Here is a 26,788-nt window from a genome sequence, read left to right as displayed (position 1 = left end):
GCACCACATCGACCTGAAGACCGGCACCTACCGCGGTCGTCAGGTTCTGACGCCCAAGGAAGACTAGTCTCCTTCACGGACGACGGATCCGCGATTTCAGCGGCGCGCGATGGCCTCGCGCGCCGCTTTCGTGCGTTATGGTCCCAGCATTTGCAGGAGCCAGACCATGATGACCCGCGCCTTCGCCGCCGCTGCGGCCGTTTCCGTCCTCGCCCTGGCGGGATGCGAGCGAGCCGCGCCCGAGAAGGCGACGGAACCGGCGGCGGTCGCTCCGCCCGCCCCGGCGCCGGTCGTCGATTCCAATGTCCTGACACCCGAGGGTCTGGGGCCGGTCCGCATTGGGATGAGCGCCGCCGAGGTCGCTTCGGCCTGGGGCGCGGCCCCGCCGCCCGACGATCCTTCGCCTGAGGGCTGCAACGAATTCCATCCGGCGAATGCGCCCGAGGGCGTGATCGTGATGATCCAGGCCGGGCGGCTGACGCGCATCTCCCTGATCCGCGACGCGACCCAAAAGACCGAGCGCGGCTTCGGCGTCGGCGACACGGCAGCGGCGATCAAGCAGGCCTATGGCGGGGCCATCCAGGCCCAGCCGCACAAGTACAATCCCGCGCCCGCCGAGGATCTGATCGCCTGGTCAAAGGGCGGCTCGACCGAATACGTCACCGATCCGGCGGCGCGCGGCGTGCGCTACGAGATCGGGACAGACGGCAGGGCGAACATCATTCATGCGGGCGATCCGTCGATCCAGCTGGTCGAAGGCTGTCACTGAGCCCGTCATACCGGCCGGGTCCAGCGTGACGGTTGGCGTTTGGCGGCAGGGCGTCTAAACGCCAAGGACCATTTCCTTCGCTGCAAGACAGAGCCCGCCATGACCGACATCGCCGACATCGTCGCCCGCCAGATCCTCGACAGCCGCGGCAATCCGACCGTCGAGGTGGACGTCATCCTCGACGACGGCTCGTTCGGTCGCGCCGCCGTGCCCTCGGGCGCCTCTACGGGAGCTCACGAGGCGGTCGAGCTGCGTGACGGGGACAAGGACGTCTGGGGCGGCAAGGGGGTCCAGAAGGCAGTCGACGCCGTCAACGGCGAGATCTTCGACGCCCTGTCCGGCATGGACGCCGAAGATCAGCGCCGCATCGACGAGGCCATGATCGCCTTGGACGGAACGGCCAACAAGGGGCGTCTGGGCGCCAACGCCATCCTGGGCGTGTCCCTGGCGGCGGCCAAGGCCAGCGCCATCTCGGCCGGATTGCCGCTCTATCGCTATGTCGGCGGCATCTCGGCTCGCGTCCTGCCGACCCCGATGATGAACATCATCAACGGCGGGGCCCATGCGGACAATCCCATCGACATCCAGGAGTTCATGATCCTGCCGACCGGCGCAGAGAGCTTCTCCGAGGCCCTGCGCATGGGGTCTGAAATCTTCCACGCCCTGAAGACGCAGCTGACGGACGCCGGCCACAACACCAACGTCGGCGACGAGGGCGGCTTCGCGCCCAACCTGGCCTCGGCCGAGGAAGCCCTGGCCTTCATCACCAAGGCCGGACAGGCCGCCGGCTATCTGGCGGGCGAGGACTTCCACCTGGGTCTGGACGTTGCCGCGACCGAGTTCTTCAAGAACGGCAAGTATGAGCTGACCGGCGAGGGCAAGTCCTTCGACGCCGAACAGATGGTCGGCTACCTGGCCGACCTGTGCGAGCGGTTCCCCATCGTCTCGATCGAGGACGGCTGCGCCGAGGACGACTTCGACGGCTGGAGGATCATGACCGAGCGTCTGGGCGATCGCTGCCAGCTGGTCGGCGACGACCTTTTCGTCACCAACCCCGCCCGTCTGGCGGCTGGCATCGGCGAGGGCCTGGCCAACTCCATCCTGATCAAGGTCAACCAGATCGGCACCCTGACCGAGACCTTGGACGCCGTGGATATGGCCAACCGCGCCGGCTACACCTCGGTGATGAGCCACCGTTCGGGCGAAACGGAGGACTCCACCATCGCCGACCTGGCCGTCGCCACCAACTGCGGACAGATCAAGACCGGCTCCCTGGCCCGCTCGGACCGGACGGCCAAGTACAACCAGCTGCTCCGCATCGAGGAGATGCTGGGCGATCAGGGCGCCTATTACGGCGACGGCATGCTGCTGAAATAGTCCGGACGGCGGCCCTCCCGCCGGATGTGGGAGGGTCGCCGAACCGTGTTTCAGTGCGGAAATACTGCGTTCGATTTTACGGCCAAGCTACGAATTGTTAGGCATTTTCGGCGACACATAATTCATTGTGTCCACGCTCAGAAGGAGCGTCCGAATTGCCTGAACGGATGAAGCCGTACCTGCCTTCCGCCTTCCTGATGCTGATGGTGCTGTACCTGGGGGTGCAGGCGCTGACCGGGGAGCGGGGGCTGCTCAGGGGGGGTGAGCGCGCCGCGCTGCTGGCCCAGCGGGAACACCAACTGGCCGAACTGACCGAGCGTCGCGCCGACATGGAGGTGCGCGCCCGTTTTCTGCGCACCGAGCATCTGTCGCGCGACCTGCTGGAAGAGCGGGCGCGGGTGGTGCTGGGGTTCGCCGATCCGCGCGACTATGTGATCCGGGTGTCGGACCTGCCGGCGCCGACGCAGAATCCGCGCACGGTCTCCTGAACTATTGTTACAGCTGAGCCGGGTCGCTTTGCGTTTCGGGAACGAAGGCTGCTAAAGCCCCTTTCCGTAACGAAAAGAAGGCCCGGCTTCGCTATGCGCGGAGCGGTCCCCAGTCGGGAGATGTCGGATGGCGAAAGCCCCCGCGAAACCAGCGCAAAAGGCCTCCGCCAAGAGCGGCAGCGTCCCCAACGGCCCGACGGCCACGAAGGAGGATCTGCTTCGCTATTATCGTGAGATGGTGCTGATCCGCCGGTTCGAGGAGCGGGCCGGACAGCTGTACGGCATGGGGCTGATCGGCGGCTTCTGCCACCTGTATATCGGCCAAGAGGCCGTGGCTGTCGGCGTTCAGGAGAGCGTCAAGCAGGGTCACGACAAGATCATCACCGGCTACCGCGACCACGGCCATATGCTGGCCGCCGGCATGGACCCGAAAGAGGTCATGGCCGAACTGACCGGTCGCATCGGCGGCTCGTCCAAGGGCAAGGGCGGGTCGATGCACATGTTCGACGTGCCGACCGGCTTCTATGGCGGTCACGGCATCGTCGGCGCCCAGGTGGCGCTGGGCACCGGCCTGGCCTTCGCCGGCAAGTATCGCGGCGACGACTCGGTCGCCTTCGTCTATTTCGGCGACGGCGCCTCGAACCAGGGTCAGGTCTACGAGAGCTTCAACATGGCCCAGCTGTGGAAGCTGCCGGCCATCTACATCATCGAGAACAACCAGTACGCCATGGGCACGAGCATCGAACGCTCGTCGTCCACGACCGAACTCTACATGCGCGGCGCCAGCTTCGGCATTCCGGGCGAGCAGGTGGACGGGATGGATGTCCTGGCCGTGCGCGACGCGGTGGCCAAGGCGGTGAAGCGGGCCCGTGAGGGCGAAGGCCCCTATATCCTGGAAGTGAAGACCTACCGCTATCGCGGCCACTCCATGTCCGACCCGGCCAAGTACCGGACCAAGGAAGAGGTGGACGAGGTCAAGAAGACCCGCGACCCCATCGACCATGTGAAGATGCTGCTCGAAGAGGCCAAGGCCACCGAGGACGAGCTGAAGACCATCGACGCCGAGATCAAGGCGATCGTGGCCGAGGCGGTCCAGTTCGCCCAGGAAAGCCCGGAGCCGGATCCGTCCGAGCTCTATACCGACGTCTACGTGGAGGCCTGATCCGTGACCGACATCCTCATGCCGGCGCTGTCCCCCACGATGGAGGAAGGCACCCTGACCAAGTGGCACATCAAGGCGGGCGACACCGTGTCGGCGGGCCAGGTGATCGCCGAGATCGAAACCGACAAGGCCACGATGGAAGTCGAGGCCGTGGACGAGGGCGAGGTTCTTGAAATCCTCGTCGCCGAGGGTTCGGAAAATGTGAAGGTCAATACGCCGATCGCGCGTCTGGCAGGTGAAGACGGCGCGGCCGCGCCTGCGCCCAAGGCCGAGGAGCCGAAGGCCGAAGCGCCCAAGGCTGAGGCTGCCGCCGAGGGGGCTGCTGCTGTCCCGGTGAAGCCGAAGACCGAACTGCGCGACCCGGAGATCCCGTCCGACGCCAAGCTGGTCAAGACGACCGTGCGCGACGCCCTGCGCGACGCCATGGCCGAGGAGATGCGTCGCGACGACCGCGTCTTCCTGATCGGCGAGGAAGTGGCCCAGTATCAGGGCGCCTACAAGGTCAGCCGCGAGCTGCTGCAGGAGTTCGGCGAGCAGCGCGTCGTGGATACTCCGATCACCGAGCACGGCTTCGCCGGTCTGGGCGTCGGCGCCGCCATGAGCGGCCTGAAGCCGATCGTGGAGTTCATGACGTTCAACTTCGCCATGCAGGCGATCGACCACATCATCAACTCGGCGGCCAAGACCCTGTACATGTCGGGCGGTCAGATCCGCGCCGACATCGTCTTCCGCGGCCCGAACGGCGCTGCCAGCCGCGTGGGGGCCCAGCACAGCCAGGACTATTCCGCCTGGTACGCCCAGGTTCCGGGTCTGAAGGTGATCGCCCCCTATGACGCCGCCGACGCCAAGGGCCTGCTGAAGGCGGCGATCCGCGACCCCAACCCCATCGTCTTCCTCGAGCACGAGATGATGTACGGCCTGGAGTTCGACGTGCCGGAAGTGGACGACTACGTCCTGCCGATCGGCAAGGCCAAGGTCCGCCGCGAGGGGACCGACGTCACCATCACCGCCCACAGCCGTATGGTCGGGTTCGCCCTGCAGGCCGCCGAGAAGCTGGCCGAGGAAGGGATCTCCGCCGAGGTCATCGACCTGCGCACCCTGCGTCCGCTGGACCACGAGACCATCGTCGAGAGCGTCAAGAAGACCAGCCGTCTGGTCTCGGCGGAGGAAGGCTGGGGCCCGATGGGCGTCGGCGCCGAGGTCGTGGCCCGGGTGATCGAACACGCCTTCGACTATCTGGATGCGCCGCCCCTGCGCGTGCACCAGGAGGATGTGCCTCTGCCCTACGCCGCCAACCTCGAAGTCCTGTCCCTGCCGGGCGCGGACAAGATCGTCGCCGCCGTGAAGCAGGTGATGGCATGACCGACATCCTGATGCCCGCCCTGTCGCCCACGATGGAAGAGGGCGTTCTGGCCAAGTGGCACGTCAAGGCCGGGGACGTGGTCAAGGCCGGCGATGTGATCGCCGAGATCGAGACCGACAAGGCGACCATGGAGGTCGAGGCCGTCGACGAGGGCGAAGTCACCGAGATCCTCGTCGCGGAAGGCACGGAAGGCGTGAAGGTCAATACGCCCATCGCCCGGCTGAAGGACGAGGGGGACGCCGCCGCTCCGGCCAAGGCGCCTGAAAAGGCGGCCGAAGCGCCCAAGGCCGAGGCCGCGCCTGCGGCGTCTGCGCCGGCCAAGACCGAAACCGCGGCGCCGGCCAAGGCGCCGGCCGCCCCGGCGTCGTCGGACGGCAAGCGCGTTTTCTCGTCCCCTCTGGCACGCCGGATCGCAGCCCAGAAGGGCATCGACCTGTCCACGATCAAGGGCACCGGGCCGCACGGTCGCGTTGTGCGTCGCGACGTCGAGGGCGCGCCGGCGTCCGGCGCCGCGTCGAGCACGGCCGCTGCGCCGAAGGCCGAGGCCCGCAAGGTCCAGTCCCTGGCCCAGATGGGCATTCCCGACGGCAGCTACGACCTGGTCCCGCTGGACGGCATGCGCAAGGCGATCGCCCGCCGCATGGTCGAGAGCGTGCAGAACGTGCCGCACTTCCCCCTGACCATCGACGTCGAGATCGACGCCCTGCTGGCCGCCCGCGCCAAGGTCAACGCCCTGCTGGAGCCGACGGGGGTCAAGGTCTCGGTCAACGACTTCGTCATCAAGGCGGCCGCCATGGCCCTAAAGGCGGTGCCGGAGGCCAACGCGAGCTACAGCCCCGAGGGCATCGCCCTGCACCACAACGCCGACATCGCCATGGCCGTGGCCATCGAGGGCGGGCTGATCACCCCGATCATCCGCAAGGCCGAGACCAAGACCCTGTCGCAGATCGCGACCGAGTCGAAAGACCTGGCCAAGCGCGCCCGCGATCGCAAGTTGAAGCCCGAGGAGTTCCAGGGCGGCACCTTCAGCGTGTCCAACCTCGGCATGTTCGGCATCAAGACCTTCGCCTCGATCATCAACGAGCCCCAGGGCGCGATCATGAGCGTGGGCGCGGGCGAACAGCGCGCGGTGGTAAAGAACGGCCAGCTGGCCGTGGCCACCGTCATGTCGGTCACCGTCACCTGCGACCACCGCGTGGTGGACGGCGCGACCGGCGCCCGGCTGCTGCAGGCCTTCAAGCCGCTGATCGAAGATCCCGTCACGATGCTGGCTTAAGGGAGGTATGAGGTCATGACCTCGGTCTATGACTTCTCCGCCCGGGCCATCGACGGCACGGACGTTTCGCTGGACCGGTTTCGCGGTCAGGCGCTGCTGATCGTCAACACGGCTTCGAAATGCGGCTTCACCGGCCAGTACGCGGGGCTGGAACAGCTGCACCGCACGTTCGCCGATCAGCCGTTCGAGGTCCTGGCCTTTCCCTGCAACCAGTTCGGCGAGCAGGAGCAGGGCAAGGCGGCCGAGATCGCGGCCTTCTGCGCCACCAGTTTCGACGTGACCTTTCCCCTGTTCGACAAGGTGGAGGTCAACGGACCAAACCGCCACCCGCTCTACGCCTGGCTGACGGAACAGAAGCGCGGCTTCCTCGGCTCCAAGGCCATCAAGTGGAACTTCACCAAGTTCCTGACTGACCGGGAGGGAAGGGTTGTCGCCCGCTATTCCCCCCAGACTGAACCCGAGGCCATCAAGGCCGACATCGAGAAGTTGATCTGACCATGGCTGCTGAATTCGATCTCGTCGTCATCGGCTCGGGCCCCGGGGGCTATGTCGCCGCCATCCGCGCCAGCCAGCTGGGCCAGAAGGTCGCCATCATCGAGCGCGAGAGCCTCGGCGGCATCTGCCTGAACTGGGGCTGTATTCCGACCAAGGCCCTGCTGAAGTCGGGCGAGAAGTTCGAGAGCCTGAGCCATCTGAAGGACTACGGCCTGTCCGCCTCGGGCGCGACGTTCGACTTCGACGCCATCATCCAGCGCTCGCGCGGCGTCGCGGCGACGATGAACAAGGGCGTCACCTTCCTCATGAAGAAGAACAAGATCGAGGTGATCGAGGGCTCGGCAAAGCTGGAGAAGGGCGCGACGGCTCCGAAGGTGGTCATCGAGCTGAAGGCCGGCGGTTCGCGCACGGTCGAGGCCAAGGCGGTCATGCTGGCCGTCGGCGCCCGCGCCCGCGCCCTGCCGCAAATCGGTCTGGAAGCGGACGGCGACAAGATCTGGGCCTATCGCGACGCCCTGGCGCCGAAAAAACTTCCCAAGACCTTCGTGGTGATCGGTTCGGGCGCCATCGGCCTGGAGTTCGCCAGCTTCTATCGCGCCCTGGGGTCCGAAGTGACGGTCGTCGAGGCGGTGGACCGCATCATGCCGGTGGAGGACGAAGAGGTCTCCAAGGCCGCGCAGAAGTCGTTCGAGAAGCGCGGCATCAAGATCAAGGTCGGCGCCAAAGTGACCAAGGTCTCCAAGACCGCCTCGGGCGTGAAGGTCGACATCGAGGTCGGTGGCAAGGCCGAGAGCCTGGAGGCCGAGGTCTGCATCTCGGCGGTCGGCATCACCGCCAACACCGACGGCATCGGTCTCGAGGCGCTGGGCGTCACCCTGGATCGCGGACACATCGTCATCGACAGCCACTGCCAGACCAATGTGAAGGGGTTGTTCGCCATCGGCGACTGCGCCGGCGCGCCCTGGCTGGCGCACAAGGCCTCGCATGAGGGCATCCACGCCGCCGAATACATCGCCGGCTACAAGACGCCGAACGTCGTCTCGCCCATCGCCGGCTGCACCTACACCCAGCCCCAGGTCGCCTCGGTCGGGGTCACCGAACAGGCCGCACGTGAAGCCAAGCGCGAGGTGAAGATCGGTCGCTTCCCCTTCCGCGTGAACGGCAAGGCGGTGGCGGCGGGCGAGGTGGACGGCTTCGTCAAGGTCATCTTCGACGGCAAGACCGGCGCCCTGATCGGCGCCCACATGATCGGCCACGAGGTCACCGAGATGATCCAAGGCTATGTCACCGCCATCACCATGGAAGCGACCGAGGAAGACATCCACGGCATCGTCTATCCGCACCCGACGATGTCCGAAGCCATGCACGAGGCGGCTCTGGACGCCTATGGGCGGACGATCCACTTGTAAGTCAGCCATTTCCGCTCATCCCGGCGAAAGCCGGGACCCAGACCTTTGGGCGATGATCGCGGCCCGGATCGCACCGCCCTCAACACCATGCGCCGTGCCCAACGAAAGCACTGGGTCCCGGCTTTAGCCGGGATGAGCGGAGTGAATGGTTTTACCGCTTCTTGCCCAGCTCCGCCGCGATGTCCTTGGTCATGCGGCCGACCTTGCGGTGGGCGGCGGTGATCTGGTCGCGGGTCACGCCCCAGCGTTTCATCCAGTATTCGACGGCCTGACGCTCGGACAGGTCGAGACGGTCCTTGTCGATGAAGCCGCGCTTGTCCTTCAGTCCCGCCATGGTCGCTTTCCGTTTCGAACCGCCATCATGCCCGGATGCGACGCGATGAGCCAGCGTCCTGGCAATGACACCGGTAGACAAGGCGAGAGGAAAGCCCGACATTCATCGGACTAATCGGCGACAGACCGACGGAGGATGATGATGGCCAGGGCTTCTGGATATGTTGCGGGCGCGATCCTGGTGGCGGGACTGGGGACCGCCGTTCCGGCCGCAGCCCAGGACGGCTGGTACACCCAGGGCGACTTCGCTCCGGCGGCCCGGGTCGAGATCGTCATCGCCAACGACCTGAACGAGGACCGCAAGGACGCCCCCATCGTCATCCGCCGTGACCAGTTGCCGATGCTGGCCGACATCCAGGAGCTGACGGCGACGTTGGTCGATCCCGAGGGCCAGTCCAGGCCCGAGCCGACACCGGAACTGCTGGCGCGGCAGGGGCCGCACGAGCGGCGCGGCGAGGCCAACGGCCGGGCGATCGACTATCAGTTCGACGATCTGGACCGGGACGGGATCTGGGACGAGCTGTTCTTCGTCGCCGATTTGAAGGCGGGGGAGAAGAAGCGGTTCTATATCTATCGCGGCTTCCAGCAGCGGGGCTGGAACCCGCACCGGACGCACGCCGCCGTCGGCTCCTACATGCGCCACGCCGTGCCCTTCTGGGAGAGCGAGCATGTGGGCTGGAAGCTGTGGTTCCCGACCGACATCGACATCTACGCCAAGCGCAAGGCGATGCTGATGTCGAACCGGCTCTATATGGGCAACCTCGACGGCTATGGCGTGGCGGCGGAGAACCCCGACTACGGCGCAGACATCCAGTCGGTGGACGACAGTTTCGGCGGCGGTGGGATAGGGGTGTTCGAGGGCGATGCGCTGAACCGCCCGCGCTTCACCCCGACGGCCGATCTGGAGCACCGGTTCAACGCCGGCCAGCAGTCGGACACCCGCTACAGCTTCGAGGTTCTCGTCAACGGCCCGCTGCGCAGCATGGTGCGGGTGAAGACGATGAACTGGAATACAGGTCAGGGCCGATATGAGGTCGAGCAGACCTATACGGCCTATGCAGGCCAGAACTATTCGACCGCCGAAGTGCGTTTCCCGGTCTGGGAGCCGGGGCCGCAGGGGGCTGATTTCGCCGTGGGGGTGCGCAGGCGTCCGGGCCAGAACTTTGAACGGCGCGGGCCGAACTGGGTCGTGACCACGGCGCCGGAGGCCCTGCGTAACCCGGACGACGTCGAGGGGCTGCAGCAGCAGGCGCCGATCCTCTATGCCGGCACGGCCCTGATCGTGCCGGAGGGCGATCATGGGGCCTATCAGTTCGAGCCGACACGCGGCGAGAACCACGTCTTCCGCATTCCGGCCCAGACCGACCGCACCTATCGCTACATGCTGGCGGCGGGCTGGTCGGAAGGGGAGGTGCTGAAAACGCCGGAAGCCTTCGCCGACTATGTGGCGGCCAGCGCCCGCAGCTACGCCAGCCCGCCACGGCTGGACGGGGTGCGGGAGGAAAGAAAGCCGTAGTAGGCCCCCCAAACCACCGCTCATCCCGGCGAAAGCCGGGACCCAGTGCTTTCCCGAAGCCGTGCGCTGGATCCACACTCTGCCTGACCGGCGCCGATTCAAGCCCAAAGATCTGGGTCCCGGCTTTCGCCGGGATGAGCGGATCAGAGGTGAAGGCGGCCCTCGGCGAAGAAGGCGTCCATGCGCGCCTCCCATGGGGCGACGTTGAAGCCGCTCTCGGCCAGCCAGGCGTCGCTGAAATAGGTCGAGGCGTAGCGGTCGCCGTGGTCGCACAGGATGGAGACGATCGAGCCGCGCTCACCCGCCTCGGCCATCTCGGTGGCGAGCTGGGCGCAGGCCCAGAGGTTGGTGCCGGATGATCCGCCGCAGCGACGGCCGAGGCGTCGGCTCAGCACGCGGGCGGCGGCGATGGAGGCGACGTCCGGCACGGCGATCATCCGGTCCACGACGCCGGGAATGAAAGACGGTTCGACCCGGGCGCGGCCGATGCCCTCGATTCGGGAGGTCGGACCATCGACAGTCTGGACCGAGCGATCCGTCCAGTGGCGGTGGAAGACCGAGGCCTCCGGGTCGGCCACGCAGATGCGGGTCTCGTGCCGGTTGAAGCGGGCGAAGCGGCCGATGGTGGCCGAGGTGCCGCCGGTGCCGGCCCCGCAGACCACCCAGCGCGGGACGGGGCAGGGCTCGCGCTGCATCTGGGCGAAGATCGACTCGGCGATATTGTTGTTGCCGCGCCAGTCGGTGGCCCGCTCGGCATAGGTGAACTGGTCCATGTAGTGGCCGCCCAGTTCGTCGGCGAGCCGCTGGCTCTCGGCATAGGCGTCGCCCGGGCGATCCACGAAGTGGCAGCGACCGCCGTAGAACTCGATGGCCGCGATCTTCTCCGGCGCGGTCGAGCGCGGGACCACGGCGATGAAGGGCAGTTTCAGCATCCGGGCGAAATAGGCCTCGGACACGGCGGTGGAACCGCTGGAGGCCTCGACGATGGTCATGCCCTCGCCGATCCAGCCGTTGCAGAGGGCGTAGAGGAAGAGCGACCGCGCCAGACGGTGCTTGAGGCTGCCGGTCGGATGACTGGACTCGTCCTTGAAGTAGAGGGCGATGTCGGCCAGGGCCGGCATATCCACGGGGATCAGGTGGGTGTCGGCCGAGCGGTTGTAGTCAGCCTCGATCCGCCGCACGGCGCGCGCAACCCAGTCGCGGCAGACGGGGAAGGGGACGGAGGGCGTGTTCATAACCGGGGGATAGGCCGAGTCAGAAGGTCAGTCGAGACCGGTCCGGTCGTTGCGCCAGTCGAACAGGGCCTCCAGCACCTGCACCGCCTGACCGCGGTCGGAGGTCAGGTCGGGGTCGCGGCCGAGGATCAGGCGGGCGTCATCGGCGGCGGCCAACATCAGGCCGCGGTGACGGATGGGGTCAGCGAGCCGATAGGCGGGCAGGCCGCTCTGTTTCAGGCCGAGCGGATCGCCGCCACCGCGCAGGCGGAAATCCTCCTCGGCGATCTCGAAGCCGTCTTCGGTGCGGCGCAGGGTTTCCAGACGTTCGCGGGCCGTCTCCCCGAGACCGCCGTCATCGCCGCCGTACAGCAGGATGCAGGAACTGGACCGCGCGCCGCGCCCGACCCGCCCGCGCAGCTGGTGCAGCTGGGCCAGGCCGAAGCGGTCGGCGTGTTCGATGACCATGATGGAGGCGTTGGGCACATCGACCCCGACCTCGACCACCGTGGTCGCGACCAGCAGGGGAATGCGGCCGTCGGCGAAATCGGCCATGACCGCCTCGCGCTCGGCGCCCGGCATCTGGCCGTGAACCAGACCGACCTCGATGTTCAGGATGCGGCGCAGGTCGACGGCGCGGGCCTCGGCGGCGGCGAGGTCGATGGCCTCGGATTCCGCGACCAGAGGGCAGATCCAGTAGGCCTGGGCGCCGGTCTCGACGGCGGCCTTCAGCCGTTTGGCGACCTCGCCGATGCGGGCCTGAGGCAGGACGGCGGTGACCACGGGAGTTCGGCCTGGCGGCTTCTCCATCAGGCGGCTGACGTCCAGTTCGCCGAACTGGGTCAACTCCAGCGTCCGGGGGATGGGGGTGGCCGACATGGTCAGGAGGTGGACGCCGCCGAGACGCGGGTCGCCCTTGGCCTGAAGCCGGTTGCGTTCGTTGACGCCGAAGCGGTGCTGTTCGTCGATGACGGCCAGGGCCAGGCGGTCGAAGCGGACGGCGTCCTGGAACAGGGCGTGGGTGCCGATGGCCACGGCGGCGCGGCCGGTGGCGAGGGCGTCGAGCCGTTCGCGGCGCTCAGCCGCCGTGTCGCGGCCGGTCAACAGGAGGGTCGGGACGCCCGCCGCCTCAAGCATCGGGCCCAGCCGCTGATAATGCTGGCGGGCGAGGATTTCCGTCGGCGCCATCAGGGCGGACTGGAAGCCGGAGGAGGCGGCGTCGGCCAGGGCCAGGGCGGCGACCGCCGTCTTGCCGGACCCCACGTCGCCCTGCAGCAGCCGGCCCATCTGGCTGCCCGAGGCGAGGTCGCGGCGGACTTCGGCCACCGCCTGATCCTGCGCGCCCGTGAGCCGGAAGGGCAGGGCGGCGAGCAGGGCGGCGGAGGCGTCCCCCGGCGTGATGACCGGGGCCGGATTGATCTGGCGCGCGCGGCGACGGCGGGCGAGGGCCAGTTGGTGCGCCAGCAGTTCGTCGTAGGCCAGGCGCTGTCGAACGGGGGCGTCCACATCGAGCTCGGCCTCAGTTGTCGGATTGTGCAGGGCCTCCAGCGCGGCGCGCCAGCCGGGCCAGCCCTGTTTCGTCCGCCAGGCCGCGTCCTGCCATTCCGGCAAGTCGGGGGCGATCGCCAGCGCCGCCTGCGCCAGTTTGCGCACCACGCGCGAGGTCAGGCCCGCCGTCGCCGGGTAGACGGGCTCGACCGCGGGAATGTCCCCGGCCTTGTCCAGAGGCACGATCCAGTCCGGGTGGACGATCTGGACCTCGTTGTTGAAGCGCTCGACCTTGCCGGAGACCAGCCGTCGCTCGCCGCGCGGCAGCTGGCGGTCGATGTGGCGCGGATCGCCGCCGAACCAGACCAGATGGACGAAGCCGGCTTCGTCCGAGGCCCGCACCTTCAGCGGGGCGCCGGGCCTGGACGGGATGAACATGCGGTCGATCATGACGTCGAACACCCCGACCTCGCCCTCGACCGCCTCGGTCGAAATGGTGCGGCGGCGGGTGATGACGCCGGTGGGGCCGAGCAGCAGCAGGTCGCGGACCAGCGGCCCCGCCAGCTTCTGGATCAGGGGCGCGATCTTGGGCCCCACGCCCTTGAGGGTGGTGACCTCCGCAAACAGGGGAAAGAGAATCTGGGGCCGCATTGTCCCTCAGCATAGCTGGCGCGCGCGGCCTTGGAACGCTATCTGAGACGGCGAATATCAAGTGATGGATCGGGCAGGAAAACCTGCAGCCGACGTACAGGCGCGTCTGATGAATACCGAACACGATGAAGCGGCGAAGAAGGCCCGGCTGGGGCGGCTGACCTTCCGCGCCTGGCGACGGGGCTTCCGCGAGGCCGATCTGGTGCTGGGGCCCTTCGTCGAGCGGGAGGGCGAGACGCTGAGCGAGGCCGAGATCGCCGACCTGGAGCATCTGTTGAGCCACGACGACGACCATCGGATCTACGCCTGGATCATCGAGACCGAGCCGACGCCGGAGGCCTATGAGACGCCGGTGATGGGTCGTATCCGCGCCTTCATGCGCGCCCATGTCGCCCAGGCCGTGGCGGACGGGGCCGGCTGATGGACGCAAATGCGGATCACCGCACCGACGCGGAACTGGGCGGGGCGCCGGAGGGGCTTGACGCTCTGGTCATCGGCGACCGCTTGAGGGCGACCGGCGGTATCGGTCTGTTCGTCGCGCGCGACTACCAAAGGGCGGGCAATTTCAGTCAGGCGTTCCGGTTTTTCGCCAAAGACATTGAAGTGGTGGAGTTTCCGGCCTGGGACTGCCTGCCCTATGACCGGCTGAGCCCGACGTCGGCGGTTTCGGCCGAGCGGATGGCGGCGCTGACGCGGCTGGCCGGGCGCGACCCGAAGGACCAGACGCCGCTGCTGGTCGTGACGACCATCGCGGCGGCCATGCAGCGTACGCCGCCGCGCGAGGCGACCGGCAGCGCGGGGTTCAAGGCGGTGGTCGGCGCCGATCTCGATACGGCGGCGCTGGAACGGTATTTCACCGTCAACGGATACATGCGCGCCTCGACCGTCAACCAGCGTGGCGAGTATGCCGTGCGGGGCGGGGTGACCGACGTCTTCCCACCCGGCTTCGAAGAGCCCGTGCGTCTGGACATGTTCGGATCGGAACTGGAATCGATCCGCACCTTCGATCCCGAGACCCAACGCTCCACCGGCCAGCGCAAGGCCGTGGAGCTTGCGCCCGTGTCCGAAGCCTTGCTGGACGCCGAGACCATTTCGCGCTTCCGCACCGGCTATCTGGAGCTGTTCGGCGCCGGGGGCGACGATCCCCTCTATGTCGCCATCAGCGAAGGCGCGCGGCGGCAGGGTATGGAGCACTGGCTGCCGCTGCTCTATCCGCGGCTGGACACCCTGTTCGACTATCTGCCGGATGCGGCGCCGGTGTTTCTGGACAGCCAGGTGGAGGCGGCGCGGGCGGATCGCTGGGCGCTGGCGGCGGACGCTTGGGAGGCCCGGCGCGCGGCGTCGATGGCCAAGGGGGCGGGGACGGCCAACCGCGCCCTGCCGCCGGACCGGCTCTATCTGCCGGAGAGCGACTGGAACAGCGCCCTGGCGGGGCGGACGGTGCGGCGGCTGACGCCGTTCGACAGCCCCGGCGAGAACGCCGGCGGGCGTCTGGGTCGCACCTTCGCGGCCGAACGGGCCCAGGACAGCATCAATCTATTCGAGGCGGTGGCGGCCCACGCCACGGCGCTGAAGGGCGAAGGCCGGCGGGTGCTGTTCGCGTCCTGGAGCGAGGGCTCGTCGGAGCGGCTGGCGGCGATGCTGGCCGATCATGGGCTGGAGCCCGTCGTCGCCGTGCGCGACTGGGACGACATGCAAAAGGCGCCGAGGGACATGTTCCTGCGCGCTGTCCTGCCGGTCGAGCACGGCTTCGTCACCGACGAGGTGGCGGTGCTGTCGGAGACCGACATCCTGGGCGACCGACTGGCGCGGCCGAAGCGCAAGCGCCGCGCATCGAACTTCCTGGCCGAAGCCTCGGCCCTGACGACCGGCGATCTGGTGGTCCACCTGGATCACGGCATCGGCCGGTATGAGGGGCTGAAGACGCTGGATATCCAGCAGGCGCCGCACGACTGCCTGGAACTGGTCTACGCTGGCGACAGCAAACTGTATCTGCCGGTCGAGAACATCGACTTGCTGACCCGCTACGGCGCTTCGTCGGACGACGTCCAGCTGGACCGGCTGGGCGGGGCGGGCTGGCAGGCGCGCAAGGCCAAGGCGAAACAGCGGCTGCGGGACATGGCCGAGGGGCTGATCGCCCTGGCCGCCAAGCGGGCCCTGCGGGTGTCGGAGCCCATCACGCCGCCGCAAGGGTTGTTCGACGAGTTCTGCGCCCGCTTCCCCTATGAGGAGACGGATGACCAGCTCAACGCCATCGGCGACGTGCTGGAGGATCTCGGCAAGGGCACGCCGATGGACCGGCTGATCTGCGGCGATGTCGGCTTCGGCAAGACCGAGGTGGCGCTGCGCGCCGCCTTCGTCGTCGCCATGGGCGGCCAGCAGGTGGCCATCGTCTGTCCGACGACTCTGCTCGCGCGCCAGCACTTCAAGACCTTCTCCGAACGCTTCGCCGGCTGGCCGATCAAGGTCCGGCACCTGACGCGCATGGTCACGGCCAAGGATGCGGCCGAGACGCGGGCCGGGCTGAAGGACGGTACGTTCGAGATCGTCGTCGGCACCCATGCGGTGCTGTCCGAACAGGTCGGGTTCAAGGATCTGGGCCTGGTGATCGTCGACGAGGAGCAGCACTTCGGCGTCAAGCACAAGGAGAAGCTGAAGTCGCTGCGGGCCGATGTTCACCTGCTGACCCTGACCGCCACGCCGATCCCGCGAACGCTGCAGATGGCCCTGTCGGGCATTCGCGAGATGTCGATCATCGCGACACCGCCGGTCGATCGTCTGGCGGTGCGCACCTATGTGACGCCCTGGGATCCGGTGCTGATCCGCGAGGCCCTGCTGCGCGAGAAGTATCGTGGCGGTCAGGCCTATTATGTCGCGCCACGCCTGAAGGAGCTGCCCGACATCGAGCGGTTCCTGAGGGAGCAGGTGCCGGAGGTGAAGTTCGTCGTCGGTCACGGCCAGATGTCGCCGACCCAGCTGGAAGACGTGATGAGCGCCTTCTACGACGGGTCGTATGACGTGCTGGTCTCGACCACGATCGTCGAAAGCGGCATCGACATTCCGACCGCCAACACCTTGATCGTGCACAGGTCCGACATGTTCGGCCTGGCGCAGCTGCATCAGATCCGCGGTCGGATCGGACGGTCGAAGGCCCGGGCCTTCGCCTATCTGACTACCGACCCGGTCAAGCCGTTGAGCCTGTCGGCGGAGCGGAGGCTGCAGGTGCTGCAGTCGCTCGACAACCTCGGCGCCGGCTTCCAGCTGGCCAGTCACGACCTGGATCAACGCGGCGGCGGCAACCTGCTGGGCGACGAACAGTCGGGCCATATACGCGAGGTCGGGGTCGAGCTTTATCAGCAGATGCTGGAGGACGCCGTCGCCGAACTGCGCGCCAGCGGCGGGGCGGCGGCGCCGGATCGCGGCTGGTCGCCGGCCATCAATGTCGGCGCGGCCGTCTTGATTCCAGAGGATTACGTCCCGGACCTGAATGTCCGTCTGAGCCTCTATCGTCGTCTGTCGGACGCCGAACGCACGGAAGAGCGCGAGGCGCTGGCCGCCGAGCTGATCGACCGGTTCGGCCCCTTGCCGGACGAGGCGAAGCAGTTGCTGCGGATCGTGGGGATCAAGGCCAACTGCAAGACGGCCTGTATCGAGCGGATCGACATCGGGCCCAAGGGCGCGGTCCTGACCCTGCGCAACAACAGCTTCCCCAATCCCGGCGGGCTGGTCGGGCTGATCCAGAAGAACCACGCCTTCTGGAAGATCCGGCCGGACCAGAAGATCGTGGTGAAGGGCGACTGGGATACGGCAGAAGACCGGCTGAAGGTGGCGGAGCGCATCACGGCCGATCTGGCGAGAGTGGCCGGGGCCTGACCCGCCGCTTGGTTGGGCCCGTCAGAGGGCGCGGGCGCCCTTGCGGGCGATGAGGTCGGCCGAGGCGCGCTCGAGCACCGAGGCCGGGTTCTCGCCCGGGCCGACCTCGGCCGAGCCGATGTCGAATTCGACCACGAAGGGCGAGCGATCCGGGCCTGCGTCGAAGGCGGTGCAGGCCACGACGGCGCCGATACGCTCGGCCGTCAGGCGCGCCGCCGCGCCCGCCGTGGCGGGGAGGGCGAGGGCGAAGACCTCGGGCGCCAGACGGGCGGCCGTGTCCTCGACCCGGACGAGGCGCGAGACCATAGCCCCGATCTGGGGCATGGCGCGGTCCAGCCAGCCGCCGGCGCGGGCGTGGGCCAGGTCCGAGGCGTCGGACACCCGCAGGACGCAGACCGACAGCGGACGTCGGCGCTGGCGCGCGGCCTCGGCCAGTCTGGCCAGATGGGCGGCGAACAGCTCGCGCGTGAACAGGCCGGTCGAGGGGTCCATCAGGCTGGAGCCACGGGCGCCCTCAAGCGCCTTGCGGATGGAGACCAGGCGGCGATGGGCCGCGGCCAGGGCCATGACCCGGGCGGCGGTCTCGGGTTCGGAGGTCTCGGCGGCCGCGACGTCGGCGAAGCCCCGGTTGAACAGGTCCGACAGGTTCAGTTCGCCCGGATCGCGCAGATAGAGGGTGAGGGGGATGTGATAGAGGCGCGTGTTGCGCTTCATCCCCGAGGCGATGGACAGGGCGGGGGCATGATCCGGCGCGCCCCACAGCACGGCGCCGTCGAAGGCGGCCTCATGCAGGTAGTCGAAGGCGGTGTAGGGGGTCGGCGCCGCCACCACCTCGGCGCCCGCCTCGGTCAGGGCGTTCGACAGGGCCAGAAAACGGGGATCGGCGCCCCCGGCTACGAGGATGCGCAGCGGGGCGGGGTCGGGCTTCTCTTCGCCGAGCGCCGCCCCATGCTGGGCCAGGGTCGTGCGGCGAAGCTCGAACTCCTCCTCGGCGATGGCGGCGCGAACCAGCTGTTCGGCGCGCAGGGCCAGTTGGGTCGGATGCGGCACGCCGGACATGACCAGATCGACGTCTGGATCCGGCTGTTCCGGATCGCCGGCGATGGCGACCACCGCCAGACGGCGAGGGCCGGCGGCGCGGCGCAGGCGACGGGCCATGCCGGGGTAGTCGGGGTGGCCGCTGTCGAGGACCACCGCCTCGACGGCGAAGTCGGCGACGGCGGCGGCGGCGGCGGCCGTGGTCCGCGCCGTGATCGTGCGCCAGCCGAGCGCATCCAGGCCGTGGCACAGCGGCGCGATCAGGTCATCGGTTTGGGCGATGACGACGAGGCGAGGATCGGACCCCAAAGGCGAAACACTCCGTGCCGACCGAATCCCAAGCCCCCAAGGCTTCCGGTCGGAGCAGGCGGAACATAGCGACCCGGCCATGGCGGAGGCAACGGGCCATGCAACGCCCCGTTGAGTTTGTTCGGCTTCCCCCGCGCGCATTTTCCGCTAGAGTCGCGGGCCGAGGCTGCGGTGGGGACCGTTTTTGAGTGCTGTAACCGAACCGTCCACCGGCCACGGCTGGTCGCCCGTCTACTGGCTGCGACTGGCCGGGCGCGCCTTCGCCCGCAGTTGGGGGCGGGACGTGATGCTCTACACCGGGGGGGTGTCCTTCTTCGCTCTGCTGGCGGTGTTTCCGGCCATCGCCATCCTGATCGGTTTCTATAAGGCGGTCCTGTCGATCGGGCAGGTCAGCGAGCAGGCGGCGGCCCTGGCCGACCTGCTGCCCCATGCGGCCCAGGGCATATTCAAGGCCGAGATCCAGCGCCTGTCGAACGTGGGCGCGCGCACCGTTTCGGCGCAGAGCCTGTTCGCCCTGGTCATCGGCGCCTATGCTGCGCATAGGGGATTCAAGGCCTTGCTGGCAGGGCTTAACCTCATTCATGACGACGCCGCCCCGCATGGGTTCGTGAAATTCAACCTGCTGGCCTTCTTCGTCGCCCTGTTCGCCTTCGCCCTGTTCACCGCGGTGTCCGGCGCGGTCGTGACCTCACGCCTGCTGGAGCAGACAGCGCAAAGTCGGGCGGGCCCGAGCACCGACATTCTGCCGCTCGACGTGCTGTGGCCGGCGCTCGGCCTCGCCCTGGGGCTGACGCTCCTCTACCGCTACGCCATGTCGCATCGGACCCGGGTCGCCTGGGGGCCGGCGATCACCGGCGGGATGGTGGCGACGGTGATGTCGATGATCTCGTCCTGGCTGTGCGCCATCTATGTCGAGCAGATCGCGTCGCTGGGGGCGACCTATGGCTCGGTCGGGGCCGTGGTGGTGCTGCTGATCTGGTTGTCGTGGAACGTCAACGCCATCTTCTACGGCGGCGCCTTCGCCACCGAGATGGAGATCGCGGATCGGAAGCGGGCCGAGGCCCTCGCCCTGGAGGCGGCGACCACGGGCGCTGCCGTCGTCAATCTGTCAGAGCGTCGCCGGTCTCGACGATAAGGGTCAGGACGCCGTCGTTTTCGGATGTTTCGATCACCGAACCGCTCAGTTCCTGCATAAGGAAGGGCACGTCGATCCGGGCCATGGGATCGGTGGCCAGGAGTGTGGCGCGGGTTCCGGCGGGCTGATCCTGGAGCGCGCGCCGCAGCCGCAGGGACGGCACGGGACACCGGTGGCCGCGCGCGTCGACGACGATCATTCCCCGAGCCGATCCAGCAAAAGCCCAAGGGCGACGCGGACAGAGGCGAGGCGGATCGCCTCGCGCCCCAGATCGCCGAAGCGGTGCTCGGCGTGAACCGTGCCTGAGGCGTCGTGAGCGGCGAAGTGGACGAGACCAACCGGCTTGTCGGCCGAGCCGCCGCCCGGTCCCGCGATTCCCGTGATGGAGACGGCGAGCGCGGCATCTGAACGGGCCACGGCGCCCTCGGCCATCGCGCGGGCGACGGGCTCGGACACCGCGCCATGGGCGACGATCAGGGCGGCCGGGACGCCGATCATGCCGCTCTTGGCGGCGTTGCTGTAGGTGACGAAGCCGCGATCCAGGGCGGCGGACGAGCCCGGCACGGCGGTCAGGGCGCCGGCGACCACTCCCCCGGTGCAGCTTACGGCCGTGGCAAGCAGGACGCCGCGACGGATGGACGCGGCCACGACGTCGCGGGCCAGGAACTGGATGTCTTCGGGAAACATGGGCCTATCCGGATGGGGTCCGAGTCGTTCTAAGGTGACGTTCCGCGTCGGTCCTGTCGACCGCATCCCTGTGTCGTGAGGCCCCATATGACCGATTCGACCCTGCCGCCAGAGCCGGTCGCCGCCCGCGACGCCACGCCCCTGCTGTTCGCGGTGGCCATCTTCACTTCGGCGGCCCTGGTCTTCGTGGTCCAGCCGATGGTGACCAAGCTGGTCCTGCCCATGCTGGGCGGATCGCCGTCGGTGTGGAACACCTCCATGGTCTTCTTCCAGACCGCTCTGTTGGCCGGCTACGGCTACGCCCACGCCCTGCAGCGGGTGAGGTCGATCCGGACCCAGGTCGGCGTGCATCTGGGGCTCCTGGTCCTGGCGGCCCTGTTCCTGCCGTTGAAGGTGAGCGGCCTGCTCGGCGATCCGGATTCGGCCGCACCGTCGGCCTGGCTGCTGGCGACCCTGACGCTGTCCATCGGCGCGCCGTTCGCCGTGCTGTCGGCCACCGCCCCCCTGCTGCAGGCCTGGTATGCGCGCGTCAGGGCCGGAAAGCCGGACGGGCAGAATCCCTATGTCCTATACGCCGCGTCCAATCTGGGTAGCTTCCTGGCCCTGCTGGCCTATCCGCTGGTGATCGAGCCGCTGGCGACCCTGTCGGGCCAGAGGCTGGGCTGGAGCGGAGGCTATGCGGCCTTCGTATTGATGATCGTGCTGCTCGCCCTGGCGGTCTGGCGGCGACGTGAGGACGCGTCGATCCAGGTCGAGCCGGCGCCGCTGGCGCGGAGCCCGGCCATCGCCTGGCGCGAGAAGGGGCTGCTGGTCCTGCTGGCCGCCGCGCCGTCCAGCCTGATGCTGGGGGTGACGGCCCACCTGTCGACAGACGTGGCCTCGGCGCCCTTCCTCTGGGTCGTGCCGCTGGCTCTCTACCTCCTGACCTTCGTGATCGCCTTCCAGAGCCGGCCGATCATTCCCCTGCCGATCACCCTGGTCGTGCAGGCGGCGGTGGTGGCGCTGTGTCTCGTGATAACGCCGTTCCGGACCGGGAACTGGCCGATGATGGTGGCGATCCACCTGGCCGCCTTCTTCCTCACGACCCTGATGTGCCACCAGCTGATGGCGCGGCGCCGGCCGGCGCCGGACCGGCTGACCGAATTCTACCTGCTGATGTCCCTGGGCGGGGTCGTCGGCGGAGCCTTCACGGCCCTGCTGGCGCCAGTGATCTTCAAGGGGGTGTGGGAATACCCCCTGGTCATGGTGCTGGTCGCGCTGTTCCGGCCGGCCCTGAAGAGCGAGATCGGCAAGTCGGCGGTCATTGTGATGGTCGGCGGTCTGATCATCGCCGCGTCGCCGCCGATCCTGTCCTGGGTGTTCCAGAACGACTGGGACTTGGCCTGGAAGTTCAACAGGATGTTCCCGCTGCGCATGCAGCAACTGGCCATCACGATCCTGGGCGGGGTGGCGATCATCGCCTTCCTGCTGAGGGGGCGGCCCTGGTTCTTCGCCGCCTTGCTGGCGGCGATCACCGTGTCGGGCCACTACATCGCCCGCGGCTATGAGGCGGCCATCACCGAGCGGAGCTTCTTCGGCGTGATGAAGGTGTCGCCCACGACCGACGACCGGATGGGCGGGACGGTTCATGTCCTGATGCACGGCACGACCCTGCATGGGGCGCAGGCGCGCGATCCGCGCTTCGCCTGCCTTCCGACCCTCTACTACGCGCCCTCGACGCCGATCGGGCAGGCGACCCAGGCGGTCCAGCGCCGCGGCTGGGGCGTCAACATCGGCGTAGTGGGTCAGGGATCGGGCGCCATGGCCGGCTACAAGCGGCCCGACGACACGATGACCTTCTTCGAGATCGATCCGGCGGTGGATCGGCTGTCGCGCGATCCGAAGTGGTTCACCTTCATCAACGGCTGCGCCGAGGGGCCGGTGCGCACGGTGCTGGGCGACGCCCGTCTGACCCTAGGACGCGAACAGGCGGGCAGCTATGACCTGCTGCTGATCGACGCCTTCTCGTCCGACGCTGTGCCGACCCATCTTCTGACGCAAGAGGCGATCGCCGGCTATCTGAAGCTGCTGAAGCCGAACGGGGTGGTGATCCTGCACCTGTCGAACCGCAACCTCGACATCACCGGTCCGGCCGAGGCGGCGGCGCGGGCGTTGAACGCGCCCTTCCTGCACCAGATCTATGCGGAAAACTCTGACGCTCCGGATATGGCCGAGGCGTCGACCGAAGCGATCATCCTGTCGCCGACGGCTGCGGGACTGGCCGAGTTCACCAACGATCCGCGTTGGGACCGGGGTGCGAACGCCGACGTCCGCCCGTGGACCGACGACTACGTCAACCTGTTCGGCGCCGTCTGGCGGCACATGAACCGGTAGTCAGCGCGGCAGCTCGATCGTCGCCACGGCTTGGGCGGCGAGGCCTTCGCCCCGGCCGGTGAAGCCGAGAGTCTCGGTGGTGGTCGCCTTCACGCTGACGGCGTCCAGCGGCAGGGCCAGCAGTTCGGCCAGCCGCTCGCGCATGGCCAGGCGGTGCGGCTTCACCTTGGGCTGTTCGCAGATGAGGGTGACGTCCACATGGACGATCTCGCCGCCGCGCGCCTTCACCAGATCCGCGGCGTGGATAAGAAACCGGTCGGAGGCCGCGCCCTTCCATTGCGGGTCGCTGGGTGGGAAGTGGTCGCCGATGTCGCCGTCGCCGAGGGCGCCGAGGATGGCGTCGGTCAGGGCATGCAGGCCCGCGTCGGCGTCGGAATGGCCGATCAGGGTCTGGTCGTGCGGAACTTTGACGCCGCATAGCCAGACGGACGCGCCGGGACCCCAGCGGTGAACGTCGAAACCGGAGCCCACGCGGGTCTGGCGCTGGAGAAAGGCCTCGGCCATCTGGAAGTCCTCAGGGTAGGTCAGTTTCATCAGGCGCGCATCGCCGGGAACCAGGGCCACACGGCCGCCGTCAAGTTCGACCACGGCGGCGTCGTCGGTGGGGGTCTGATCGGCGGGCCAGTTCGCCCAGGCGGCGGCCAGGCGACCGGCGCGGAAGGCCTGGGGCGTCTGGGCGCGCCAGAGGTGGGCGCGATCGACGGTGGCGGTCGAGACGCCGTCGGCGCCGCGCTTGATCGTGTCGGCGACGGGCAGGGCAGGCAGGGCGCCGTCGGCGCCGGCCTCGACGGCTGCCAGCAGGCGGTCGATGACGTCGCGGGGCAAAAGGGGACGGGCGGCGTCGTGGATCAGGACGATGTCGTTCGGGGCAGCGTCCAGAGCCGCAAGGCCCGCACGGACCGACTCGGCCCGGGTCGCGCCGCCCGGGACGGCGCGCCAGCCGTCGAGTCCGGCAAGGGCCTCGGCCGCGCGGCCTTCGGCGCCCGGCGCCACCACGACCACGACCGGGGCCGATCCGGCCTCCAGAAGGGTCTCGACCGACCAGCGCAGCACAGGCTTGCCGCCCAGCCGACGCCACTGCTTCGGGTCGCCGTCGCCCGCCCGCGCGCCGGAGCCCGCCGCCACCACCAGGGTTGAGAATGCCATGGCGGCCTTCTAAAGGCCCCGGTTCTGCTTGACGAGGGCCGGATGAGCCACGGTTTGCGCATTGGGGACGTCGAGATCGCCGGTCGGGTGCTGATGGCGCCGATGACGGGGATCACCGACCTGCCTTTCCGGCAGGTGGCCTCGCGGCTGGGCGCGGCCTATGTGGCGACCGAAATGGTGGCCTCGGCCGAACTGGCGCGGGGCCGGCCGGACGTGGTGCGCCGCGCCGCCGTGGGCCAGGGCCTGCCCCTGACGGTGATCCAGCTGGTGGGGCGCGATCCGGAGGCCATGGCCGAGGGCGCGCGGATGGCCGAACGGGCGGGCGCCGACATCATCGACCTGAACTTCGGCTGTCCGGCCAAGGAGGTGACCGGCGTGGCTTCGGGTTCGGCCCTGATGCGGACACCGGATCTGGCGGCGCGGATCATCGAGACGACCGTGAAGGCGGTCAGCCGCCCCGTGACGGTGAAGATGCGGCTGGGTTGGGACGACGCCTCGCGCAACGCCGTCGAGATCGGGCGAACGGCCCAGGATCTGGGCGTGGCGGCGGTGACGGTGCACGGACGCACACGACGGCAGTTCTACACCGGGGTGGCCGACTGGCAGGCGGTGGGCGAGGTCAAGGCCGCCCTGTCCATTCCCGTGGTCGTCAACGGCGACATCCTGACGGCCGAGGATGCGCGCGAGGCTCTGGGTCAGTCGGGGGCGGACGCCCTGATGCTGGGGCGCGGCGTCTATGGCCGGCCCTGGCTGGCGGCCCATCTGGACCGGGCTCTGGTGGACGGGACGCGGCTGATCGAGCCGGACCGGGCCGATCGGACGGCCATCGTCATCGAGCATATGCGGGCCTCCATCGTCTTCTACGGGATGCCTCTGGGGCTCAAGATGTTCCGCAAGCACCTCGGCTGGTACATCGAACAGGCGCCCTGGCCCGAAGACCCGCAGGATCGACGTGCGGCCAAGTCGGCCCTGTGTCGGCTGGAGAACCCGGACGAGGTTGAGAGCGGATTGCGTGAGCTCTGGACCGACCCAGGTCCCGCCGCCCGAGAGAAGGGTGTTGAGTTTTCGTCACAGGCGGTCGAAACTACTGCTGCATGACGGACACAGTCACAGCGAGTTCCGGGCTGAAGCCCGCGCCGTCGGCGACGGAGGGCGAAGCGCCGCTCTGGATGCGTTTCGCCACCGGTCGGGCTCGGGCCCTGTTCGCGGCGGCCTATGGCCTGGCGGTGCTGGTCACGGTGGCGGCGATCTGGCTGGTGGCGGTGGCGCCGGGCGTCGGGCCGGACGACGGGGGTGCGCGAGTTCTGGCCGGCCAGGCGGTGCTTTATATCCTCCTGGCCAATCTGGTCCTGATCGGCGGGCTGGCCATGGTGGTCGGTGCGCAGGTGATGCGGCTGGCCCGGGGGCGCAGGACCGATCCGGGCGCACGCCTGCATCTGAGGTTCGTGACCCTGTTTTCGCTGGTGGCGGTGGCGCCCGCCATCCTGATCGCTCTGGTCTTCGGTCTGCTGGTCAATCGCGGCGTGGACCAGTGGTTCAGCGACAATGTGCAGTCGGCGGTCCGCAACGGCGCCGACATCGGCAGGGCCTATGTCGATGATGTCGGATCAACCATGGAGCGCGACCTGGGCGCGATGTCCACGGAACTGGGCGGGGTCCGCCCGATGTTCGCCAACCGTATCCAGTTCTCCGGCGCCCTGACCCAGATCGCCGACTTCTTCGGCTATCCGGCGGTCTACATCCTGGACAGTCAGGGACGCGTTCTGGCCCAGGGCGTCCTGCCCGGCGCGCCCCCCTATGTCGCGCCGCCGGCCTCGGCCTTCGAGATGAGCGACGGCGACGACGCGCCGGTGGAGGTCACGCAGAACCCTGATGTGATCCGCGCGGTCTATCCGCTACCGGAGTATGGCGACGCCTGGCTGTATGTCGTCAGACCGCTGGCGCCGGGACTGGTGGCGCGCATGCAGAACAGCGTCGAATCGATCCAGCGTTATCGCGAGGCCGAGCAGAGCCGCGCGCGCATCCAGTCGGCCTTCGCCCTGAGCTATCTTGAAACGGCCCTGCTGGTGCTGGTGGGCGCGGTCTGGCTGGGAATGTCGGCGGCGAGCGCCATTTCCGGGCCGATCGGACGTCTGGTCAAGGCGGCGGATCAGGTGGCGGGCGGCGACCTGACCGCGCGTGTTGAGAGCGATGGAGCGCCGGGAGAGATCGCGGTCCTGTCGGACGCCTTCAACCGCATGACCGGCGACCTTCAGGCCCAGCAGACGGCCCTCAAGGCGGCCAGCGACGAGGCGCAGGATCGAAGTCGCTTCATCGAGACGGTCCTGTCGGGCGTCAGCGCCGGGGTCATCGGTCTGGATCGACGCGGGCGCATTTCCGCCATCAACGACAGTGCGTTGCAGCTGCTTTCGATCACCGAGGATCAGGTGCTTGGCCAGCCCCTGGCCGAGGTCGCCCCTGAACTCAGCGAACTGGTCGGTCGGGTCGAGGCTCATATCGAGGAAGACATCGACGTCAGCCGAGAGGGCGACACCCGGCGGCTGCGCGTACGGATCGAGGGCGGGCAGGGCGGTGAAATGGTCCTGACCTTCGACGACATCACCCGGCTGGTGACGGCCCAGCGCAACGCCGCCTGGCGCGACGTGGCCCGGCGTATCGCCCATGAAATCAAGAATCCCCTGACCCC

Annotated in this window: 22 protein-coding genes; 15 read left to right on the top strand and 7 right to left on the bottom strand. The window is 68.4% G+C overall.

Features of this window, described 5'->3' with window-relative positions; translation table 11 throughout:
- The first annotated feature begins 166 nt into the window (after nt 1-166).
- From ACT6QK_RS09930 to lpdA, 8 genes are all read left to right on the top strand, one after another.
- On the top strand, nt 167-769 hold the full coding sequence (locus ACT6QK_RS09930; protein ID WP_444597670.1) for a hypothetical protein: 603 nt from the start codon (nt 167-169) through the stop codon (nt 767-769).
- A gap of 99 nt (nt 770-868) precedes the next feature.
- Nucleotides 869-2,146 (top strand): phosphopyruvate hydratase, encoded by a 1,278-nt coding sequence (gene eno / locus ACT6QK_RS09925; RefSeq protein ID WP_444597669.1) that lies wholly within the window; start codon nt 869-871, stop codon nt 2,144-2,146.
- A 167-nt stretch (nt 2,147-2,313) separates the two neighbouring features.
- Nucleotides 2,314-2,634: an FtsB family cell division protein gene (locus tag ACT6QK_RS09920; protein ID WP_444597668.1), complete on the top strand. Its 321-nt coding sequence runs from the start codon at nt 2,314-2,316 to the stop codon at nt 2,632-2,634.
- Between the two features lie 127 nt (nt 2,635-2,761).
- Complete coding sequence (gene pdhA, locus ACT6QK_RS09915) at nt 2,762-3,796, top strand: pyruvate dehydrogenase (acetyl-transferring) E1 component subunit alpha (RefSeq protein ID WP_444597667.1); 1,035 nt, start codon at nt 2,762-2,764, stop codon at nt 3,794-3,796.
- A 3-nt stretch (nt 3,797-3,799) separates the two neighbouring features.
- Entirely contained in the window at nt 3,800-5,158 is a 1,359-nt protein-coding gene (locus ACT6QK_RS09910; RefSeq protein WP_444597666.1) for a pyruvate dehydrogenase complex E1 component subunit beta, read from the top strand.
- Entirely contained in the window at nt 5,155-6,435 is a 1,281-nt protein-coding gene (locus ACT6QK_RS09905) for a pyruvate dehydrogenase complex dihydrolipoamide acetyltransferase (RefSeq protein ID WP_444597665.1), read from the top strand. The genes ACT6QK_RS09910 and ACT6QK_RS09905 overlap by 4 nt, the downstream gene beginning before the upstream one ends.
- A 15-nt stretch (nt 6,436-6,450) precedes the next feature.
- A complete protein-coding gene (locus tag ACT6QK_RS09900; RefSeq protein WP_444597664.1) occupies nt 6,451-6,930 on the top strand; it encodes a glutathione peroxidase in 480 nt (159 codons plus the stop codon).
- Nucleotides 6,931-6,932: 2 nt separating this feature from the next.
- Nucleotides 6,933-8,339 (top strand): dihydrolipoyl dehydrogenase, encoded by a 1,407-nt coding sequence (gene lpdA, locus ACT6QK_RS09895; RefSeq protein ID WP_444597663.1) that lies wholly within the window; start codon nt 6,933-6,935, stop codon nt 8,337-8,339.
- 151 nt (nt 8,340-8,490) lie between these two features.
- Here lpdA and ACT6QK_RS09890 read toward each other — a convergent pair whose 3' ends face one another.
- The gene (locus tag ACT6QK_RS09890; RefSeq protein ID WP_047413801.1) at nt 8,491-8,673 is read right to left on the bottom strand and encodes a DUF3606 domain-containing protein; all 183 of its coding nucleotides are present in this window, start codon (nt 8,671-8,673) and stop codon (nt 8,491-8,493) included.
- Between the two features lie 141 nt (nt 8,674-8,814).
- On the opposite strand from ACT6QK_RS09890, the gene ACT6QK_RS09885 reads away from it, so the two are divergent.
- The gene (locus ACT6QK_RS09885; protein ID WP_444597662.1) at nt 8,815-10,188 is read left to right on the top strand and encodes a DUF4861 family protein; all 1,374 of its coding nucleotides are present in this window, start codon (nt 8,815-8,817) and stop codon (nt 10,186-10,188) included.
- A gap of 143 nt (nt 10,189-10,331) precedes the next feature.
- Here the strand turns inward: ACT6QK_RS09885 and ACT6QK_RS09880 are convergent, their stop codons facing one another.
- Nucleotides 10,332-11,423: a PLP-dependent cysteine synthase family protein gene (locus ACT6QK_RS09880; RefSeq protein WP_444597661.1), complete on the bottom strand. Its 1,092-nt coding sequence runs from the start codon at nt 11,421-11,423 to the stop codon at nt 10,332-10,334.
- Nucleotides 11,424-11,450: 27 nt separating this feature from the next.
- Nucleotides 11,451-13,541, bottom strand: coding sequence for an ATP-dependent DNA helicase RecG (gene recG, locus ACT6QK_RS09875; RefSeq protein WP_444597660.1), 2,091 nt, complete (start codon nt 13,539-13,541; stop codon nt 11,451-11,453).
- 109 nt (nt 13,542-13,650) lie between these two features.
- Here recG and ACT6QK_RS09870 point away from each other — a divergent pair, with 109 nt between their 5' ends.
- Both ACT6QK_RS09870 and mfd read left to right on the top strand, forming a co-directional pair.
- A complete protein-coding gene (locus tag ACT6QK_RS09870) occupies nt 13,651-13,962 on the top strand; it encodes an FAD assembly factor SdhE (protein WP_444597659.1) in 312 nt (103 codons plus the stop codon).
- Nucleotides 13,962-17,414, top strand: coding sequence for a transcription-repair coupling factor (gene mfd, locus ACT6QK_RS09865; RefSeq protein WP_444597658.1), 3,453 nt, complete (start codon nt 13,962-13,964; stop codon nt 17,412-17,414). The genes ACT6QK_RS09870 and mfd overlap by 1 nt, the downstream gene beginning before the upstream one ends.
- Before the next feature lie 21 nt (nt 17,415-17,435).
- On the opposite strand, the gene ACT6QK_RS09860 is transcribed toward mfd, so the two are convergent.
- Nucleotides 17,436-18,761: a diguanylate cyclase domain-containing protein gene (locus ACT6QK_RS09860; RefSeq protein WP_444597657.1), complete on the bottom strand. Its 1,326-nt coding sequence runs from the start codon at nt 18,759-18,761 to the stop codon at nt 17,436-17,438.
- A 286-nt stretch (nt 18,762-19,047) separates the two neighbouring features.
- Between ACT6QK_RS09860 and ACT6QK_RS09855 the strand changes: the two genes are divergently transcribed.
- On the top strand, nt 19,048-19,896 hold the full coding sequence (locus tag ACT6QK_RS09855; RefSeq protein WP_444597671.1) for a YihY/virulence factor BrkB family protein: 849 nt from the start codon (nt 19,048-19,050) through the stop codon (nt 19,894-19,896).
- Here ACT6QK_RS09855 and ACT6QK_RS09850 read toward each other — a convergent pair.
- Nucleotides 19,862-20,095, bottom strand: a complete 234-nt coding sequence (locus ACT6QK_RS09850; RefSeq protein ID WP_444597656.1) for a sulfurtransferase TusA family protein — start codon at nt 20,093-20,095, stop codon at nt 19,862-19,864. The genes ACT6QK_RS09855 and ACT6QK_RS09850 overlap by 35 nt on opposite strands.
- Complete coding sequence (locus tag ACT6QK_RS09845) at nt 20,092-20,583, bottom strand: CinA family protein (RefSeq protein ID WP_444597655.1); 492 nt, start codon at nt 20,581-20,583, stop codon at nt 20,092-20,094. Before ACT6QK_RS09845 ends, ACT6QK_RS09850 begins: the two co-directional genes overlap by 4 nt.
- Before the next feature lie 87 nt (nt 20,584-20,670).
- Between ACT6QK_RS09845 and ACT6QK_RS09840 the strand changes: the two genes are divergently transcribed.
- The gene (locus tag ACT6QK_RS09840) at nt 20,671-22,956 is read left to right on the top strand and encodes a fused MFS/spermidine synthase (RefSeq protein ID WP_444597654.1); all 2,286 of its coding nucleotides are present in this window, start codon (nt 20,671-20,673) and stop codon (nt 22,954-22,956) included.
- Here the strand turns inward: ACT6QK_RS09840 and ACT6QK_RS09835 are convergent, their stop codons facing one another.
- On the bottom strand, nt 22,957-24,102 hold the full coding sequence (locus tag ACT6QK_RS09835) for a bifunctional 2-C-methyl-D-erythritol 4-phosphate cytidylyltransferase/2-C-methyl-D-erythritol 2,4-cyclodiphosphate synthase (protein ID WP_444597653.1): 1,146 nt from the start codon (nt 24,100-24,102) through the stop codon (nt 22,957-22,959).
- A gap of 42 nt (nt 24,103-24,144) precedes the next feature.
- Here ACT6QK_RS09835 and dusB point away from each other — a divergent pair, with 42 nt between their 5' ends.
- Together dusB and ACT6QK_RS09825 are read left to right on the top strand one after the other, a co-directional pair.
- Nucleotides 24,145-25,200 carry a tRNA dihydrouridine synthase DusB gene (dusB, locus tag ACT6QK_RS09830; protein ID WP_444597652.1) on the top strand — a complete coding sequence of 352 codons (1,056 nt, stop codon included), beginning with the start codon at nt 24,145-24,147 and terminating at the stop codon, nt 25,198-25,200.
- A 71-nt stretch (nt 25,201-25,271) separates the two neighbouring features.
- Nucleotides 25,272-26,788 (top strand): HAMP domain-containing protein (locus tag ACT6QK_RS09825; RefSeq protein ID WP_444597651.1); only part of this gene is annotated, 1,517 nt, incomplete at its 3' end.

It is taken from the genome of Brevundimonas sp. (assembly GCF_052436175.1).
Classification (GTDB): Bacteria; Pseudomonadota; Alphaproteobacteria; order Caulobacterales; family Caulobacteraceae; genus Brevundimonas.
The sequence above is the reverse complement of the archived record's forward strand: the minus strand, read 5'-3'. Positions and strand labels throughout refer to the sequence as shown.